The following is a 16,952-nucleotide window of genomic DNA, read 5'->3' as shown; positions in this document are numbered from 1 at the left end:
CAATGGGACAGGTTCCAGACAAATCAACGTATTAGATAGATAAGGAATACCCCCATGTCAGAACGTCTCCAAAATGACGTGGATCCGATCGAAACTCGCGACTGGCTACAGGCGATCGAATCGGTCATCCGTGAAGAAGGTGTTGAGCGCGCTCAGTATCTGATTGATCAGCTGCTTTCTGAAGCCCGCAAAGGTGGCGTGAAGGTTGCTGCAGGTGCAGGGGCTAACAACTACGTAAACACGATTGCCGTTGAAGACGAACCGGAATATCCGGGCAATCTTGATCTGGAACGTCGTATCCGTTCAGCAATTCGCTGGAACGCCATCATGACCGTTCTGCGCGCATCCAAGAAAGACCTGGAACTGGGTGGCCACATGGCGTCCTTCCAGTCTTCTGCAACCGTTTACGAAGTGTGCTTCAACCACTTCTTCCGTGCAGCGAACGAGAAAGACGGCGGCGATCTGGTGTACTTCCAGGGCCACATCTCTCCGGGCATCTATGCACGTGCATTCCTGGAAGGTCGTCTGACTGAAGAGCAGATGAACAACTTCCGTCAGGAAGTTCACGGTAAAGGTCTGTCTTCTTACCCGCACCCTAAACTGATGCCTGAGTTCTGGCAGTTCCCGACCGTTTCCATGGGTCTGGGCCCAATCGGTGCGATCTATCAGGCTAAGTTCCTGAAGTACCTGGAACACCGTGGTCTGAAAGACACCTCCGAGCAGACCGTTTACGCCTTCCTGGGCGACGGCGAAATGGATGAGCCAGAATCTAAAGGCGCGATCACCATCGCGACCCGTGAGAAGCTGGACAACCTGTGCTTCATCATCAACTGTAACCTGCAGCGTCTGGATGGTCCGGTAACCGGTAACGGCAAGATCATCAACGAACTGGAAGGCATCTTCGCGGGTGCTGGCTGGAACGTGATTAAAGTCATGTGGGGCGGTCGTTGGGATGAGCTGTTGCGTAAAGACACCAGCGGTAAACTGATCCAGCTGATGAACGAAACCGTTGACGGTGACTACCAGACCTTCAAATCCAAAGACGGTGCCTACGTGCGTGAGCACTTCTTCGGCAAATACCCTGAAACCGCAGCGCTGGTTGCAGACTGGACTGACGAGCAGATCTGGGCCCTGAACCGCGGAGGTCACGATCCGAAGAAAGTCTACGCTGCACTGAAAAAAGCGCAGGAAACCAAAGGTAAAGCGACTGTCATCCTGGCCCACACCATCAAAGGTTACGGCATGGGCGATACCGCAGAAGGTAAAAACATCGCTCACCAGGTGAAGAAAATGAACATGGACGGCGTGCGTTATATCCGCGACCGTTTCAACGTTCCAGTGACCGATGAGCAGGTAGAAAACCTGTCTTACATCACCTTCCCTGAAGGCTCTGAAGAGCACAAGTACCTGCACGAACGTCGTCAGGCGCTGAAAGGCTACCTGCCTGCTCGTCAGCCTAAATTCACCGAGAAGCTGGAGCTGCCAGCGCTGGAAGACTTCTCTCAGCTGCTGGAAGAGCAGAACAAAGAGATCTCCACCACCATCGCTTTCGTTCGTGCCCTGAACGTGATGCTGAAGAACAAGTCGATCAAAGATCGTCTGGTTCCAATCATCGCCGACGAAGCGCGTACTTTCGGTATGGAAGGTCTGTTCCGTCAGATCGGTATTTACAGCCCGAACGGCCAGCAGTACACCCCGCAGGACCGTGAGCAGGTTGCATACTACAAAGAAGACGAGAAAGGTCAGATCCTGCAGGAAGGTATTAACGAGCTGGGCGCAGGCGCATCCTGGCTGGCTGCTGCGACCTCTTACAGCACCAACAACCTGCCGATGATCCCGTTCTACATCTACTACTCCATGTTCGGGTTCCAGCGTATCGGTGACCTGTGCTGGCAGGCTGGCGACCAGCAGGCTCGCGGCTTCCTGATCGGTGGTACGTCTGGTCGTACGACTCTGAACGGTGAAGGTCTGCAGCATGAAGATGGGCACAGCCACATTCAGTCTCTGACTATTCCTAACTGTATCTCTTACGATCCATCTTACGCATACGAAGTGGCTGTCATCATGCATGACGGTCTGCAGCGCATGTACGGTGAAGCACAAGAGAACATTTACTACTACATCACCACCCTGAACGAAAACTACCACATGCCGGCAATGCCAGCAGGTGCCGAGGAAGGTATCCGTAAAGGTATCTACAAACTCGAAACCCTCGAAGGTAGCAAAGGTAAAGTTCAGTTGCTGGGCTCCGGCTCTATCCTGCGTCACGTTCGTGAAGCAGCGCAGATCCTGGCGAAAGACTACGGTGTCGGTTCCGACGTGTACTCTGTTACTTCCTTCACTGAGCTGGCGCGTGATGGCCAGGATTGTGAGCGCTGGAACATGCTGCACCCAATGGAAACCCCACGCGTTCCGTACATCGCTCAGGTGATGAACGATGCGCCAGCGGTGGCGTCTACTGACTATATGAAACTGTTCGCTGAGCAGGTTCGTACTTACGTTCCAGCTGATGATTATCGCGTTCTGGGTACTGACGGCTTCGGTCGTTCTGACAGCCGCGAAAACCTGCGTCATCACTTCGAAGTTGATGCTTCTTACGTGGTGGTAGCAGCACTGGGCGAACTGGCTAAACGTGGCGAAATCGATAAGAAAGTGGTTGCGGACGCAATTACCAAATTCAACATCGATGCAGAAAAAGTTAACCCGCGTCTGGCGTAAGAGGTAAAAGAATAATGGCTATCGAAATCAAAGTACCGGACATCGGGGCTGATGAAGTTGAAATCACCGAGATCCTGGTCAAAGTGGGCGACAAAGTTGAAGCTGAACAGTCGCTGATCACCGTAGAAGGCGACAAAGCCTCTATGGAAGTCCCGTCTCCTCAGGCTGGCATCGTTAAAGAGATCAAAGTCTCTGTTGGCGATAAAACCGAGACGGGCAAACTGATCATGATTTTCGATTCCGCCGACGGTGCAGCAGCAGCTGCACCTGCGCAGGAAGAGAAGAAAGACGCTCCGGCAGCCGCTGCTCCAGCAACTGCCGCGGCAGCGAAAGAAGTGAACGTGCCTGACATCGGCGGTGACGAAGTTGAAGTCACTGAAATCCTGGTGAAAGTGGGTGATACCGTTGCGGCCGAGCAGTCACTGATCACCGTAGAAGGCGACAAAGCCTCTATGGAAGTGCCAGCTCCGTTCGCGGGTACCGTTAAAGAGATTAAGATCAACACCGGCGACAAAGTGTCTACCGGGTCGCTTATCATGGTCTTCGAAGTGGCGGGCGCTGAAGGCGCTGCGGCTCCAGCAAAAGCGGAAGCTGCACCGGCTCCGGCTGCTGCACCAGCAGCTGCAGGCGGCGTGAAAGATGTTAACGTACCGGACATCGGCGGTGACGAAGTAGAAGTAACCGAAGTGATGGTGAAAGTGGGCGATAAAGTTGCCGCTGAACAGTCACTGATCACCGTTGAAGGCGACAAGGCTTCCATGGAAGTGCCTGCGCCGTTCGCCGGTACCGTTAAAGAGATCAAAATCAGCACCGGCGACAAAGTGTCTACCGGCTCTCTGATCATGGTCTTCGAAGTGGAAGGCGCTGCGCCTGCCGCCGCTCCGGCTGCCGCGGCTGCTCCAGCCCCTGCTGCTGCACCGGCTCAGGCTGCTAAACCAGCTGCTGCCCCTGCTGCGAAAGCGGAAGGCAAATCTGAGTTTGCTGAAAACGACGCTTACGTCCACGCGACTCCGCTGATTCGTCGCCTGGCGCGCGAATTTGGCGTGAACCTGGCGAAAGTGAAAGGGACGGGCCGTAAAGGTCGTATCCTGCGTGAAGACGTTCAGGCTTACGTGAAAGACGCGGTGAAACGCGCCGAAGCTGCACCTGCTGCAGCCGCTGGCGGCGGTATCCCTGGCATGCTGCCATGGCCGAAAGTGGACTTCAGCAAGTTCGGCGAAATCGAAGAAGTGGAACTGGGACGTATCCAGAAAATCTCTGGTGCTAACCTGAGCCGTAACTGGGTGATGATCCCGCACGTTACGCACTTCGACAAAACCGATATCACCGATCTGGAAGCGTTCCGTAAACAGCAGAACGCCGAAGCTGAGAAGCGTAAACTGGACGTGAAATTCACCCCGGTGGTCTTCATCATGAAAGCGGTTGCGGCGGCTCTGGAGCAGATGCCACGCTTCAACAGCTCCCTGTCCGAAGATGGCCAGAAGCTGACGCTGAAGAAATACATCAACATCGGTGTTGCGGTTGATACGCCAAATGGTCTGGTTGTTCCGGTCTTCAAGGACGTGAACAAGAAGAGCATCACTGAGCTGTCCCGTGAACTGACCACCATCTCTAAGAAAGCGCGTGATGGTAAGCTGACTGCCGGCGAAATGCAGGGCGGCTGCTTCACTATCTCCAGCATCGGCGGCCTGGGTACCACCCACTTCGCGCCGATTGTGAACGCGCCGGAAGTGGCTATCCTCGGTGTGTCCAAGTCCGCGATGGAGCCGGTGTGGAATGGCAAAGAGTTCGTGCCGCGTCTGATGATGCCAATCTCTCTGTCCTTCGACCACCGCGTCATCGACGGTGCTGATGGTGCGCGTTTCATCACCATCATCAATAACACCCTGAGCGACATTCGCCGCCTGGTGATGTAAGTGAAAAGCCGGCCAGTCGGCCGGCTTTTTTCTGGTAACCTCATGGAGTCAGTGAGGTTATTGGCGAAAGCAAGAATTCATGAACCGTTTGTTGTTTCAAAATTGTTAACGATTTTGTAAAATACGGGCGGATAGAACGACCCGGTGGACGACGGGTATACATTAAGAGGTCATGATGAGCACAGAAATCAAAACTCAGGTCGTAGTACTTGGGGCAGGCCCGGCAGGTTACTCCGCAGCATTCCGCTGCGCGGATTTAGGTCTGGAAACCGTCATCGTAGAACGTTACAACACCCTCGGTGGTGTTTGTCTGAACGTCGGCTGTATCCCTTCTAAAGCGCTGCTGCACGTAGCAAAAGTTATCGAAGAAGCCAAAGCGCTGGCTGAACACGGTATCGTCTTCGGCGAGCCGAAAACCGATATCGACAAAATTCGTACCTGGAAAGAGAAAGTTATCACTCAACTGACCGGTGGTCTGGCTGGCATGGCCAAAGGCCGTAAAGTGAAAGTGGTTAACGGTCTGGGTAAATTCACCGGGGCGAACACCCTGGAAGTGGAAGGTGAAAACGGCAAAACCGTGATCAACTTCGACAACGCGATCATCGCGGCGGGCTCTCGCCCAATCGAACTGCCATTCATTCCACATGAAGATCCACGCGTGTGGGATTCCACCGATGCGCTGGAACTGAAAACCGTTCCAAAACGCCTGCTGGTTATGGGTGGCGGTATCATCGGTCTGGAAATGGGTACTGTGTACCATGCGCTGGGTTCAGAGATTGACGTGGTTGAAATGTTCGACCAGGTTATCCCGGCTGCTGATAAAGACATCGTGAAAGTCTTCACCAAACGCATCAGCAAGAAATTCAACCTGATGCTGGAAACCAAAGTGACTGCCGTTGAAGCGAAAGAAGACGGTATTTACGTTTCCATGGAAGGCAAAAAAGCCCCATCTGAACCACAGCGTTACGACGCCGTGCTGGTGGCTATCGGCCGTGTGCCGAACGGTAAAAACCTCGACGCCGGTAAAGCGGGCGTGGAAGTGGACGACCGTGGCTTCATCCGCGTTGACAAACAGCTGCGCACTAACGTGCCGCACATCTTTGCTATCGGCGATATCGTCGGTCAGCCTATGCTGGCGCACAAAGGTGTTCACGAAGGTCACGTTGCCGCTGAAGTTATCGCCGGCATGAAACACTACTTCGATCCGAAAGTGATCCCATCTATCGCCTACACCGAGCCAGAAGTGGCATGGGTGGGTCTGACTGAGAAAGAAGCGAAAGAGAAAGGCATCAGTTTTGAGACCGCCACCTTCCCGTGGGCTGCTTCTGGCCGTGCTATCGCATCCGACTGCGCAGACGGTATGACCAAACTGATCTTCGACAAAGAGACTCACCGCGTCATCGGTGGTGCGATTGTCGGGACTAACGGCGGCGAGCTGCTGGGTGAAATCGGCCTGGCGATCGAAATGGGCTGTGACGCAGAAGACATCGCGCTGACCATCCACGCTCACCCAACTCTGCATGAGTCTGTGGGCCTGGCGGCAGAAGTGTTCGAAGGTAGCATTACCGACCTGCCAAACGCGAAAGCGAAGAAGAAATAAGTTTCTTCCTGCCTGATAAACGCCTCTCCGGAGGCGTTTTTTTTGTCCTGAAAACTACCTGTTCTGGTAGTCATCTCATTGATATTTCCGCTAAGAATTTTCTTCCATCTGCCGATACTTTTTTCACCATTGTGTGGCTACTGGCCGCGCGGTTTAGGGGTTCTGGACTCTTTTATTACACGAAAAAAGGAAAACACATGTCTTTGAAGAAAGTTGCGGTGATTGGCTTAGTGGCAGCAGCGCTGACGCTGACCGGATGTGGCGCGGTCTCCACTGCGGTAAAGAAACGCAATCTGGAAGTGAAAACTCAGATGAGCGAAACCGTCTGGCTTGAGCCATCTAATGAAAAAACAGTCTACATTCAGGTTAAAAACACTTCTGATAAAGACATGAGCAATCTGCAGACTCTGCTGGCGAACGACCTGATAGCGAAAGGCTACAAAGTCACCAGCTCACCAGATAGCGCTTACTACTGGGTGCAGGCGAACGTTCTGAAAGCGGACAAAATGGACCTGCGTGAAGCTCAGGGCTACCTGAAAACCGGTTATGAAGGTGCCGCTGTGGGGGCGGCTCTGGGTGCGGGTATCACTGCCTATAACAGCAACTCCTCCGGTGCGGCGCTGGGTGTGGGGCTGGCGGCAGGCCTGATCGGTATGGCGGCAGATGCAATGGTAGAAGATGTGAACTACACCATGGTTACTGACCTGCAGATCTCGGAGCGCAGCAAAGCGAAAGTGACCACTGACAACATCGCAGCCCTGCGTCAGGGGACGTCTGGTGTGAAACTGCAAACCAGCACAGAGCAGGGCGATCGCGCGAAGTATCAGACTCGCGTGGTATCTAACGCTAATAAAGTGAACCTGAAGTTTGAAGAGGCGAAACCGGTTCTCGAAGCTCAACTGGCGAAATCTGTCGCAAATATCCTGTAAAAAAACAGCCGGGTGGCGCGTGTGCTCACCCGGCCTGGGGTTGTCCTATGGGGCGACGGGCTGCCAGGTTTTATCCGGAGAGTATGCAGTCAGCGCCTGTGCTTTTTTCGCTGACTCACTGCCGAGATTGGTCTGGTACACCTTATCATCCTGATTTATCACAAAACTCATCACCCCTGTCTGACCATAACTGACTGGCCAGGCGATCATCGCAAATCCTTTCTCATCCGGCAGAATGCGGAACCGATAGCCGTGATAGCCCGCACCCGGCTCTTTCGGACTGAAAGCCGGACCAAGCGGGCTGGGTGCTTCGCCGGGTGAAATGGGCCAGTACAGTCCGTCTTTTTTCCCTTCAGAGCTGATAATTTTTTGCGCGTATTTCTGGTTCATCGCGTAATAGCTTTGCTGCGCATCCACATAAGCATGCAGTGCTTCGATTGCGGCGAGTTCGTTGCGCCCGATTTCGCGGGTCAGGATCTCTTCGGCAGCGTCGTGCATATCGAAGTGCCAGCCGGAGGCGGTTTTGATCACCGGGATCGGCAGTTGCCAGTTGCCGTCGCCGACAACCAGATGCGCGACATCGCCATTAATGACGGTGCTATGCCGGACTTTCCAGTCGCGCAGGAAGCGGTCAACGGCCTCAGGATCGACGCCTTCTGGCGGCAGAAAATCGCGCCAGTGTTCCCCGAGTAACGTGTTCATGGCATTTTCATTTTGCGCTTTAATGGCGTTTGCCAGCGCGTCGGTCGCCTGGTCAGGCGTGCTGAAGGATTGTTGCGCCATCGTGGAGGCCGACACCATGAACAGCACCATGCCAGTGAGGAGTTTTCTTTTCATGTCGGTTCCCTTAGCGATGACGGAATTCATGGTGTTCAGTCCGGCCGGCAGATATTTGTCGTGGCTGTTGTTGGCGTGCCGAAAGCTGACGACTTTGCGCACCACGCTGCTGCTGGGCTTGCCAGTTGGCTGAACGGCTGTCGTTGCCGCTCAGGGCATTGGCACGATGCGGCCAGGTGTGCTGCTGCGCCGTCTGCGAAATCCGTTTCTGCTGACTTTGCATCTCAGCGTGGCGATTTTCACGCAGCGGCGTGCTTGCGCGCTTCAGGGGTTGCGGTTTGGTGTCATAGCCACGGTAGTTATTGCGCTGAGATATCTGCTTCAGTTGCTGGTTTGAAGCCTGGCGCTGTGCATCTCTGGTGCCGGTATGCGCCGACTGAGAAAACGTTTTTCCCGTCGATTTCTCCATTTGAGTCAGCGCGGCCTGACGCTGGCTGTCGCGGTTGATCGGTTTTTGCTGCGTCGCACTGAGGCCGGTTGTTGAATGGGTTGAATGGAAACGGCTGTTGAGCTGGTTGGTTGGGTACGGCACGCCTTCACGGTAGGCGGGATTGTGCTGCCAGTTATGGCTGATATTCGTCAGATGCTGGCCGCTGATTTTGTTGAAGTTATCAACGTTGATATTGATGTTGTTGTCGCCGTTGTGGCTATACCCGCCGTGATGATCCCAGTCATCATCGTGGTGATGGTGATCCCAGTCATCGTCGTCATCCCAGTCGATATTACTGAAAATGGCATACGTTGTTGCCACGCCCAGGCTAAAGCCTAAGCCTTTGACCAGGCTGTTGGTGAATTGCTCGCCGGGAGAGGGCGGTAAATAAACGGGTGGATAAGCCGTATTGGGCCAGGTTCCATACACGGTATTTGGGTTATAGACAGGAACGTAAACCACCTGCGGATCGGCGGATTCAATCTTAATGACCGTCGGCGTGGTTGTTGATTCCGTTGTTGTTTTTGTCGAGGCAGGCTTTGTCACTGTGGTGACGGTCTGCTGTGGTGTGGATTGCAATGCGCCGGTTTGCTGCGCCAGTAATCGCAGGCGCTGAACGGAATCCATCACATCTTTAGGCTGCGCGAGGAAAGCATCTCCCAGGTTTTGCACCCACGGCGGGTTTTCGCCCATCAGTGACATCAACTGTGGAAAGGCGACCAGCGACTTAACGCTTGGGTCCCACGGTTGCCCGGCAACGGCCTGGATAGCCGCGTCGCCCTGCATTTTAGGATTGTCTTTTGACCACTGTGCAGCCTGGATAACGTTGGACGGGTAGGTTGATGCCATAAAAATTTGCGACAGCAGGGCATCCGGGTAGAGTGCAACAGGGGCAACCCACTGATCGATTTGCGCGGCGGTATAGGCTGGCGCGGCAGACTGTTGAGCGACGGGAGCAGGGGCGGCAGGTTCCGTTGCGCGGCTTTTGACAAACATCACGCCAGAGGCGGCAAACAGCCCGACACTGCAAAGAAGAACAAGCAGATGTGGCTTAAAGGGCAACTTCATAAAATGACTCCGACGAGACGAGCGCTGTGCCATAAGGCGTTTATGTAGCCGCGAGTATATTCACCCGTGTTTTACAGTTTTGACTTTTATTGGGTAACCACCCGGTACGTCCGGATAAAGAGTGTGAGTATTTATTACACAATTATATCGGATGGCCGAAAAGTCGTTGGATGTCCAACTTTCGGGGTTCACTTCAATCCGGGCGGTTTTTTTGTGTCTGAAATTCAGTTCACCCCCTGCTATACCATCCTTAACGATTCAGCAAATTATTTAATGTTGCTTTTTTGTAAACAGATTAACACTGTGCAGAAATCCTGCTATGCTGCCCGACGCGGTATCGGGCATTTACCCTACAACCTGCTGTCTCACAGGAGCGTGAAGAGAACGCCCGCCGCATATGACAATGAGAGCGAGGAGAACCGTCGTGCTAGAAGAATACCGTAAGCACGTAGCAGAACGTGCCGCCGAGGGAATTGTACCCAAACCTTTAGATGCAACCCAAATGGCCGCGCTCGTCGAGCTGCTGAAGAACCCGCCTGAGGGCGAAGAAGAATTCCTGTTAGATCTGTTGATCAACCGCGTACCGCCTGGCGTAGATGAAGCTGCCTACGTAAAAGCCGGATTCCTTGCTGCTATCGCCAAAGGCGAAGCCACCTCCCCACTGGTTACTCCTGAAAAAGCCATTGAACTGCTCGGCACCATGCAGGGTGGTTATAACATTCATCCGCTGATTGACGCGCTGGATAACGACACGCTGGCACCGATTGCCGCGAAAGCGCTCTCCTCAACGCTGCTGATGTTCGATAACTTCTACGATGTGGAAGAAAAAGCCAAAGCAGGCAACGTCTATGCGAAGCAGGTGATGCAGTCCTGGGCGGATGCCGAATGGTTCCTGAACCGTCCTGCCCTGGCTGAAAAAATTACCGTCACTGTTTTCAAAGTGACCGGTGAAACTAACACCGATGACCTCTCTCCGGCACCGGACGCGTGGTCCCGCCCGGATATCCCTCTGCACGCGCTGGCGATGCTGAAAAACGCCCGTGAAGGGATCGAACCGGATCAGCCTGGTGTTGTTGGCCCGATCAAACAGATCGAAGCCCTGCAGCAAAAAGGTTTCCCGCTGGCTTACGTAGGTGATGTTGTGGGTACCGGCTCATCCCGTAAATCCGCCACTAACTCCGTGCTGTGGTTCATGGGCGACGACATTCCGCACGTGCCGAACAAGCGCGGCGGTGGCCTGTGCCTCGGCGGTAAAATTGCGCCAATCTTCTTCAACACCATGGAAGATGCGGGCGCGCTGCCAATTGAAGTGGAGGTGAGCAATCTGAACATGGGCGACGTGATTGACGTTTACCCGTATAAAGGTGAAGTACGCAACCACGAAACTAACGAACTGCTGGCCAGCTTCGAGTTGAAAACCGACGTGCTGATCGACGAAGTGCGTGCCGGTGGCCGTATTCCGCTGATCATCGGCCGTGGCCTGACCACCAAAGCGCGTGAAGCGCTGGGTCTGCCGCACAGTGACGTGTTCCGTCAGGCGAAAGATGTGGCGGAAAGCAGCCGCGGTTACTCGCTGGCACAGAAAATGGTCGGTCGCGCGTGCGGCGTAGCCGGTATCCGTCCTGGCGCATACTGCGAACCGAAAATGACCTCCGTAGGCTCTCAGGACACCACTGGCCCAATGACCCGTGACGAACTGAAAGACCTGGCGTGCCTGGGCTTCTCGTCTGACCTGGTGATGCAGTCCTTCTGCCACACTGCGGCGTATCCGAAGCCGGTTGACGTAACCACGCACCACACGCTGCCAGACTTCATCATGAACCGTGGCGGCGTGTCTCTGCGTCCGGGTGATGGCGTCATCCACTCCTGGCTGAACCGCATGCTGCTGCCGGATACCGTGGGTACAGGTGGTGACTCCCATACTCGTTTCCCTATCGGTATCTCCTTCCCGGCGGGCTCTGGTCTGGTGGCGTTTGCCGCGGCGACCGGCGTAATGCCGCTGGATATGCCGGAATCGGTGCTGGTGCGCTTCAAGGGCAAAATGCAGCCGGGTATCACCCTGCGTGACCTGGTTCACGCGATCCCGCTGTATGCCATCAAACAGGGCCTGCTGACCGTTGAGAAGAAAGGTAAGAAAAACATCTTCTCCGGCCGTATCCTGGAAATTGAAGGTCTGCCGGATCTGAAAGTTGAACAGGCGTTCGAGCTGACTGATGCCTCTGCGGAGCGTTCTGCCGCGGGCTGTACCATCAAGCTGAACAAAGAGCCGATTATTGAGTACCTGAACTCTAACATCGTGCTGCTGAAGTGGATGATTGCAGAAGGCTACGGCGACCGTCGCACGCTGGAGCGTCGTATCCAGGGTATGGAAAAATGGCTGGCCGATCCGCAGCTGCTGGAAGCTGACGCTGACGCAGAATATGCGGCAGTGATCGACATCGATCTGGCGGATATTAAAGAGCCAATTCTGTGTGTGCCGAACGATCCTGACGATGCGCGTCCACTGTCTGCCGTGCAGGGTGAAAAAATCGACGAAGTGTTTATCGGTTCCTGCATGACCAACATCGGCCACTTCCGTGCTGCCGGTAAGCTGCTGGATACCCACAAAGGCCAGCTGCCAACCCGTCTTTGGGTGGCTCCGCCGACCCGTATGGATGCGGCTCAACTGACTGAAGAGGGTTACTACAGCGTGTTTGGTAAGAGCGGTGCGCGTATCGAAATCCCTGGCTGTTCCCTGTGTATGGGCAACCAGGCGCGCGTGGCCGACGGTGCGACGGTGGTGTCCACCTCGACCCGTAACTTCCCGAACCGTTTAGGTACTGGTGCGAACGTTTACCTGGCTTCTGCGGAGCTGGCGGCGGTTGCGGCGCTGATTGGCAAACTGCCAACGCCTGAAGAGTACCAGACCTTTGTGGCGCAGGTTGATAAGACGGCGGTAGATACCTATCGCTATCTGAACTTCGATCAGCTCTCTCAGTACACCGAGAAGGCTGACGGGGTGATCTTCCAGACCGCAGTATAAATGCTACCCTCTCCCGTGGGAGAGGGGCTGGGGGTGAGGGTACCAGACCGCACCTGACCTATTGCCCGGTGGCGCTACGCTTACCGGGCCTACAAAACCCATCGCAACGTCGGTGGGTTTTTTATTTTCATTCCTCCCACCTCCCGCGCTTTTTTTCTTCCTCGCTGCTGCGATAATTACCCTAATGGCTTTGCAGAGGAAAACACTATGGATTACGAATTTCTGCGCGACATCACCGGCGTGGTGAAGGTGCGTATGTCGATGGGCCACGAAGCCGTTGGGCACTGGTTTAACGAAGAGGTGAAAGAGAATCTCGCGCTTCTCGATGAAGTTGAACAGGCGGCGAATACGGTAAAAGGCAGTGAGCGTTCCTGGCAACGAGCCGGGCATGAATACACGTTATGGATGGATGGTGAAGAAGTTATGGTGCGTGCCAACCAGCTTGAATTCTCGGGTGACGAGATGGAAGAGGGGATGAGCTACTATGACGAAGAAAGTCTGTCGCTGTGCGGCGTCGAGGACTTTTTACAGGTAGTGGCGGCGTACCGCGAGTTTATGAAACAGAAGTAAACCGGAGCGTCCTTGCTCCAGCGTTTTTACACGGCCGGAATATTGCGGCCGTAGTAGATTTCGCGCATCTCTTTCCAGAGCAGGTCGGTGATGGCCTTGCGCTCTTCTTCGCTTAACTCTTCCGGTTTGGTATGGAACATGTAGTGCTTAAGGTCGAATTCCTTAAGTAACATCTTGGTATGGAAGATGTTCTCCTGATACACGTTCACGTCCATCATGTCGTACAGCGCCTTCATATCCTCAGACATAAAGTTCTGAATGGAGTTGATCTCATGGTCGATAAAGTGCTTCATGCCATTGATATCACGGGTAAAACCACGCACGCGATAATCAATGGTCACGATATCGGATTCCAACTGGTGGATTAAATAATTGAGCGCATTCAACGGTGAAATCACGCCGCAGGTCGATACTTCGATATCGGCGCGGAAGGTACACAGCCCGCCCTCCGGGTGGCTCTCCGGGTAGGTGTGAACACAAATATGGCTTTTATCGAGGTGTGCGACGACTACTTCCGGCAGCGGGCCGGGATGCTCGGTTTTGTCGATAAGCTGAGGATCGACCGGCTCTTCACTCACCAGAATGGTGACGCTCGCGCCCTGAGGCTCATAATCCTGACGGGCGATGTTCAGGATATTTGCACCGATGATCGAGCAGGTTTCTGACAGGATCTCGGTCAGACGGTTGGCGTTGTAGAGTTCATCGATATAGGCGATATAACCATCGCGCTCTTCCGCTGTTTTGGCGTAGCAGATATCGTAAATACAAAAACTCAGGCTTTTGGTCAGGTTGTTAAAGCCATGCAGTTTGAGTTTTTTCAATTAGTTCACCTCCTTTAAGGACAATGCGTCTTGCAGATATTGTGGCAAGGCAAACGCCGCGGTATGGATGGCCGGATTGTAATAGCGGCATTTAAGACCGGCCTGGTGGAAGCGGGCCTGAACAATTTCGGTTGAGAGATGGCGTAACACATCGTTATCGGTCGCCCAGGCGAAGGTCATGATCCCGCCGTAGTAGGTCGGAATGGCGGCCTGATAGAAACTGACGTCACCAAAGTAAGTGCTTAGCTTGCGATGGCTGTCGAGGGCTTCATCCTGCTGCAGGAAGCAGACGCCGTTTTGTGCCACGAAGATCCCGCCTGGTTTCAGGCAACGTTTACAGCCTTCGTAGAATGAGGAGGTAAACAGCGACGCGCCCGGACCGATCGGGTCGGTGCAGTCGGAGATAATCACATCAAAGGTTTGCGTGGTCTGGTTAACAAAATTGACGCCGTCATCGATAACCAGCTTAAAGCGCGGATCGTCATAGCTACCGGCATTATGGTTCGGCAGATACTGACGACAGAACGAAACCACACCGGCATCGATTTCCACCATAGTGATGGTTTCGAGGGATGGATGACGGGAGACTTCACGCAGCATGGCACCGTCGCCGCCGCCGATAATCAGCACATGTTTCGCGTGGCCGTGGGCCAGCAGCGGGACGTGGGTCATCATCTCGTGATAGATAAACTCATCGCGCTCGGTGGTTTGCACCACACCGTCCAGCGCCATCACGCGGCCAAAGGCAGCGTTCTCGAAGATGATCAAATCCTGATGATCGGTTTTCTCGTGGTAAAGCACGTTATCCACGGCAAAGTATTGACCAAATTGATCATGCAGCGTTTCATGCCATACCGTTTTTTCGGTCATGGGTTGTCCTCTCCTTCGTTAACATCCTCACATCCAGCAGAAGGGGCGCAACACATTACCGCCGTTGTGAGCGGTTAGCGAGTCAACAAGGGGCGTCGGGAAGGTTACTTCACGTAGGCGAGCAGGCTGAGTGAATCGCGTGCCAGCGCTTTGCATTTTTTAGCAGTGGGAATGCCAATACCGCTCAAATCACGGTAGCTGTCTTCACCGAGCGCCTTCATGTCGAAGCTGTCGTAGTTGCTGAGATCCCATTGGTTCTGCTGGGCAAAAAAGACCAGTGCGCGACGAATTTGCCCGTTGGGTAAATTCTGGTAACCGCAATCGTTTTTCAGAAACACAAAAACTGCCGTCAGATCGGCCATATCTTCTGCTTCGTTTTCACTCAGCGCGTAACTGTTTGCACACATCGCCATCAGGCTACTGAACAAAATTGTTCTGAAAAACGTCTTCATTGCTTTTACCACTGCATCACGGAAAATTAACGTTAGCATACCTGGTGTCAGGGCGACGAGCTTTATTATTGCCGCTGTGCTTGACCTTCCGGTTAGGGGAGGGTTTATGCTCAAAAGATCGCCTGCAGGAAATAAGGAAATGAACATGCAACGTCGTGATTTTTTGAAATATTCCGTTGCGTTGGGTGTTGCCAGCGCGCTACCGCTGTGGAGCCGCGCGGTTTTTGCGGCTGACAGGCCAGCATTACCGATCCCTGAATTACTCACCGCAGATGCCAGTAGCCGTCTCCAGCTTGTCGTGCAGTCCGGTAAAACGACCTTCGGTGAACATACCGCCACGACGTGGGGCTATAACGGTAATCTCCTCGGGCCGGCCCTCCAGCTACGCAAGGGGAAAACGGTGACGGTTGATATCCACAATACGCTGGCAGAAGAGACCACGCTGCACTGGCATGGTCTGGAAGTGCCTGGTGAGGTGGATGGCGGGCCGCAGGGCGTTATTAAAGCCGGTGGTAAGCGCAGCGTAACCTTTACGCCTGACCAGCGCGCGGCGACCTGCTGGTTCCATCCGCATCAACATGGCAAGACGGGTCATCAGGTGGCGATGGGGCTGGCCGGGCTGGTGCTGATTGAAGATGACGAAAGCCGTCTGCTGCGCCTGCCGAAACAGTGGGGCATTGATGATGTCCCGGTGATTGTGCAGGATAAAAAATTCAGCGCAGACGGGCAGATTGACTACCAGCTGGATGTGATGAGCGCGGCGGTGGGCTGGTTTGGTGATACGCTGCTGACCAACGGTGCGATCTACCCGCAGCACGCCGCACCGAAAGGCTGGCTGCGTTTACGGCTGCTCAACGGCTGTAACGCCCGCTCGCTCAATTTTGCTGCCAGCGATAAGCGCCCGCTGTATGTGGTGGCGAGCGACGGTGGTTTGCTGCCGGAGCCGGTGAAGGTGAACGAGCTGCCGATGCTGATGGGAGAACGCTTTGAGGTGCTGGTGGATATCAGCGACGGCAAAGCGTTCGACCTGGTGACCCTGCCGGTCAGTCAGATGGGCATGGCCGTCGCGCCTTTTGATAAGCCGCACCCGGTGCTGCGCATTCAGCCGTTGCAGATCGCTGCGTCCGGCACTCTGCCGGATACGTTAACTACGCTGCCTTCGCTCCCTGCGCCTGGTGGGTTAACAGAACGTAAGCTGCAGCTTTCGATGGACCCGATGCTTGATATGATGGGCATGCAGGCGCTGATGGCGAAGTACGGCAATCAGGCAATGGCAGGGATGCACCACGGGCAGATGATGGGCCATATGAACATGGACCACGGCAAGATGGGCGGCATGAATCATGGCGGTCATGGCTTTGATTTCCATAACGCCAATATGATTAACGGCAAAGCCTTCGATATGAACACGCCGATGTTTGCCGCCACGAAAGGGCAGTTTGAACGCTGGGTGATCTCCGGCGAGGGCGACATGATGCTGCATCCGTTCCATATCCACGGCACGCAGTTCCGCATTGTCTCAGAGAACGGTAAAGCGCCGGACGCGCATCGCGCGGGATGGAAAGATACGGTGAGAGTGGAAGGCGGCGTCAGCGAGGTGCTGGTGAAGTTTGACCACGAGGCACCGAAAGAATTTGCCTATATGGCGCACTGCCATCTGCTGGAGCATGAGGATACGGGGATGATGCTGGGGTTCACCGTATAAAAAAAGCCGGGTGG

Annotated in this window: 12 protein-coding genes; 7 read left to right on the top strand and 5 right to left on the bottom strand. The window is 54.4% G+C overall.

The window, feature by feature from the left end; genetic code table 11:
- The first annotated feature begins 54 nt into the window (after window positions 1-54).
- The 4 genes from aceE to traT all read left to right on the top strand — a co-directional run bounded on the left by aceE (window position 55) and on the right by traT (window position 7,163).
- Complete coding sequence (gene aceE, locus ABGB15_RS17510; RefSeq protein WP_152083469.1) at window positions 55-2,718, top strand: pyruvate dehydrogenase (acetyl-transferring), homodimeric type; 2,664 nt, start codon at window positions 55-57, stop codon at window positions 2,716-2,718.
- Window positions 2,719-2,732: 14 nt separating this feature from the next.
- A complete protein-coding gene (aceF, locus tag ABGB15_RS17505) occupies window positions 2,733-4,634 on the top strand; it encodes a pyruvate dehydrogenase complex dihydrolipoyllysine-residue acetyltransferase (protein ID WP_215723305.1) in 1,902 nt (633 codons plus the stop codon).
- A 175-nt stretch (window positions 4,635-4,809) separates the two neighbouring features.
- A complete protein-coding gene (lpdA, locus tag ABGB15_RS17500; protein ID WP_152084469.1) occupies window positions 4,810-6,234 on the top strand; it encodes a dihydrolipoyl dehydrogenase in 1,425 nt (474 codons plus the stop codon).
- 197 nt (window positions 6,235-6,431) lie between these two features.
- The gene (gene traT / locus ABGB15_RS17495; protein ID WP_152083471.1) at window positions 6,432-7,163 is read left to right on the top strand and encodes a conjugal transfer complement resistance protein TraT; all 732 of its coding nucleotides are present in this window, start codon (window positions 6,432-6,434) and stop codon (window positions 7,161-7,163) included.
- 45 nt (window positions 7,164-7,208) lie between these two features.
- On the opposite strand, the gene ABGB15_RS17490 is transcribed toward traT, so the two are convergent.
- Window positions 7,209-8,000 (bottom strand): DUF2950 family protein, encoded by a 792-nt coding sequence (locus ABGB15_RS17490; protein WP_215723304.1) that lies wholly within the window; start codon window positions 7,998-8,000, stop codon window positions 7,209-7,211.
- A gap of 10 nt (window positions 8,001-8,010) precedes the next feature.
- A complete protein-coding gene (locus tag ABGB15_RS17485) occupies window positions 8,011-9,498 on the bottom strand; it encodes a DUF3300 domain-containing protein (RefSeq protein WP_215723303.1) in 1,488 nt (495 codons plus the stop codon).
- 424 nt (window positions 9,499-9,922) lie between these two features.
- Between ABGB15_RS17485 and acnB the strand changes: the two genes are divergently transcribed.
- The gene (gene acnB, locus ABGB15_RS17480) at window positions 9,923-12,520 is read left to right on the top strand and encodes a bifunctional aconitate hydratase 2/2-methylisocitrate dehydratase (RefSeq protein WP_215723302.1); all 2,598 of its coding nucleotides are present in this window, start codon (window positions 9,923-9,925) and stop codon (window positions 12,518-12,520) included.
- A gap of 207 nt (window positions 12,521-12,727) precedes the next feature.
- Complete coding sequence (gene yacL / locus ABGB15_RS17475; RefSeq protein ID WP_047360402.1) at window positions 12,728-13,090, top strand: protein YacL; 363 nt, start codon at window positions 12,728-12,730, stop codon at window positions 13,088-13,090.
- Between the two features lie 26 nt (window positions 13,091-13,116).
- On the opposite strand, the gene speD is transcribed toward yacL, so the two are convergent.
- The 3 genes from speD to ABGB15_RS17460 all read right to left on the bottom strand — a co-directional run bounded on the left by speD (window position 13,117) and on the right by ABGB15_RS17460 (window position 15,233).
- On the bottom strand, window positions 13,117-13,911 hold the full coding sequence (gene speD / locus ABGB15_RS17470; RefSeq protein ID WP_152083475.1) for an adenosylmethionine decarboxylase: 795 nt from the start codon (window positions 13,909-13,911) through the stop codon (window positions 13,117-13,119).
- Window positions 13,912-14,781 carry a polyamine aminopropyltransferase gene (gene speE, locus ABGB15_RS17465; protein ID WP_215723301.1) on the bottom strand — a complete coding sequence of 290 codons (870 nt, stop codon included), beginning with the start codon at window positions 14,779-14,781 and terminating at the stop codon, window positions 13,912-13,914. It lies immediately after the preceding gene.
- Window positions 14,782-14,885: 104 nt separating this feature from the next.
- Complete coding sequence (locus ABGB15_RS17460) at window positions 14,886-15,233, bottom strand: YacC family pilotin-like protein (RefSeq protein WP_025756784.1); 348 nt, start codon at window positions 15,231-15,233, stop codon at window positions 14,886-14,888.
- 145 nt (window positions 15,234-15,378) lie between these two features.
- Here ABGB15_RS17460 and cueO point away from each other — a divergent pair, with 145 nt between their 5' ends.
- Window positions 15,379-16,938, top strand: a complete 1,560-nt coding sequence (cueO, locus tag ABGB15_RS17455; RefSeq protein ID WP_215723300.1) for a multicopper oxidase CueO — start codon at window positions 15,379-15,381, stop codon at window positions 16,936-16,938.
- Window positions 16,939-16,952 lie beyond the last annotated feature (14 nt).

The organism is Enterobacter sp. MALB-1 (assembly GCF_041021625.1).
GTDB classification, from domain to species: Bacteria; Pseudomonadota; Gammaproteobacteria; order Enterobacterales; family Enterobacteriaceae; genus Enterobacter; species Enterobacter oligotrophicus.
This window is presented reverse-complemented; position numbering and strand designations above follow the sequence as displayed.

Excerpts from the sequence above, each read along its gene's own strand:
- aceE (WP_152083469.1), top strand. The coding sequence starts at position 55 with ATGTCAGAACGTCTCCAAAATGACGTGGATCCGATCGAAACTCGCGAC.
- aceF (WP_215723305.1), top strand. The coding sequence starts at position 2,733 with ATGGCTATCGAAATCAAAGTACCGGACATCGGGGCTGATGAAGTTGAA.
- lpdA (WP_152084469.1), top strand. The coding sequence starts at position 4,810 with ATGAGCACAGAAATCAAAACTCAGGTCGTAGTACTTGGGGCAGGCCCG.
- traT (WP_152083471.1), top strand. The coding sequence starts at position 6,432 with ATGTCTTTGAAGAAAGTTGCGGTGATTGGCTTAGTGGCAGCAGCGCTG.
- ABGB15_RS17490 (WP_215723304.1), bottom strand. The coding sequence starts at position 8,000 with ATGAAAAGAAAACTCCTCACTGGCATGGTGCTGTTCATGGTGTCGGCC.
- ABGB15_RS17485 (WP_215723303.1), bottom strand. The coding sequence starts at position 9,498 with ATGAAGTTGCCCTTTAAGCCACATCTGCTTGTTCTTCTTTGCAGTGTC.
- yacL (WP_047360402.1), top strand. The coding sequence starts at position 12,728 with ATGGATTACGAATTTCTGCGCGACATCACCGGCGTGGTGAAGGTGCGT.
- speE (WP_215723301.1), bottom strand. The coding sequence starts at position 14,781 with ATGACCGAAAAAACGGTATGGCATGAAACGCTGCATGATCAATTTGGT.
- ABGB15_RS17460 (WP_025756784.1), bottom strand. The coding sequence starts at position 15,233 with ATGAAGACGTTTTTCAGAACAATTTTGTTCAGTAGCCTGATGGCGATG.
- cueO (WP_215723300.1), top strand. The coding sequence starts at position 15,379 with ATGCAACGTCGTGATTTTTTGAAATATTCCGTTGCGTTGGGTGTTGCC.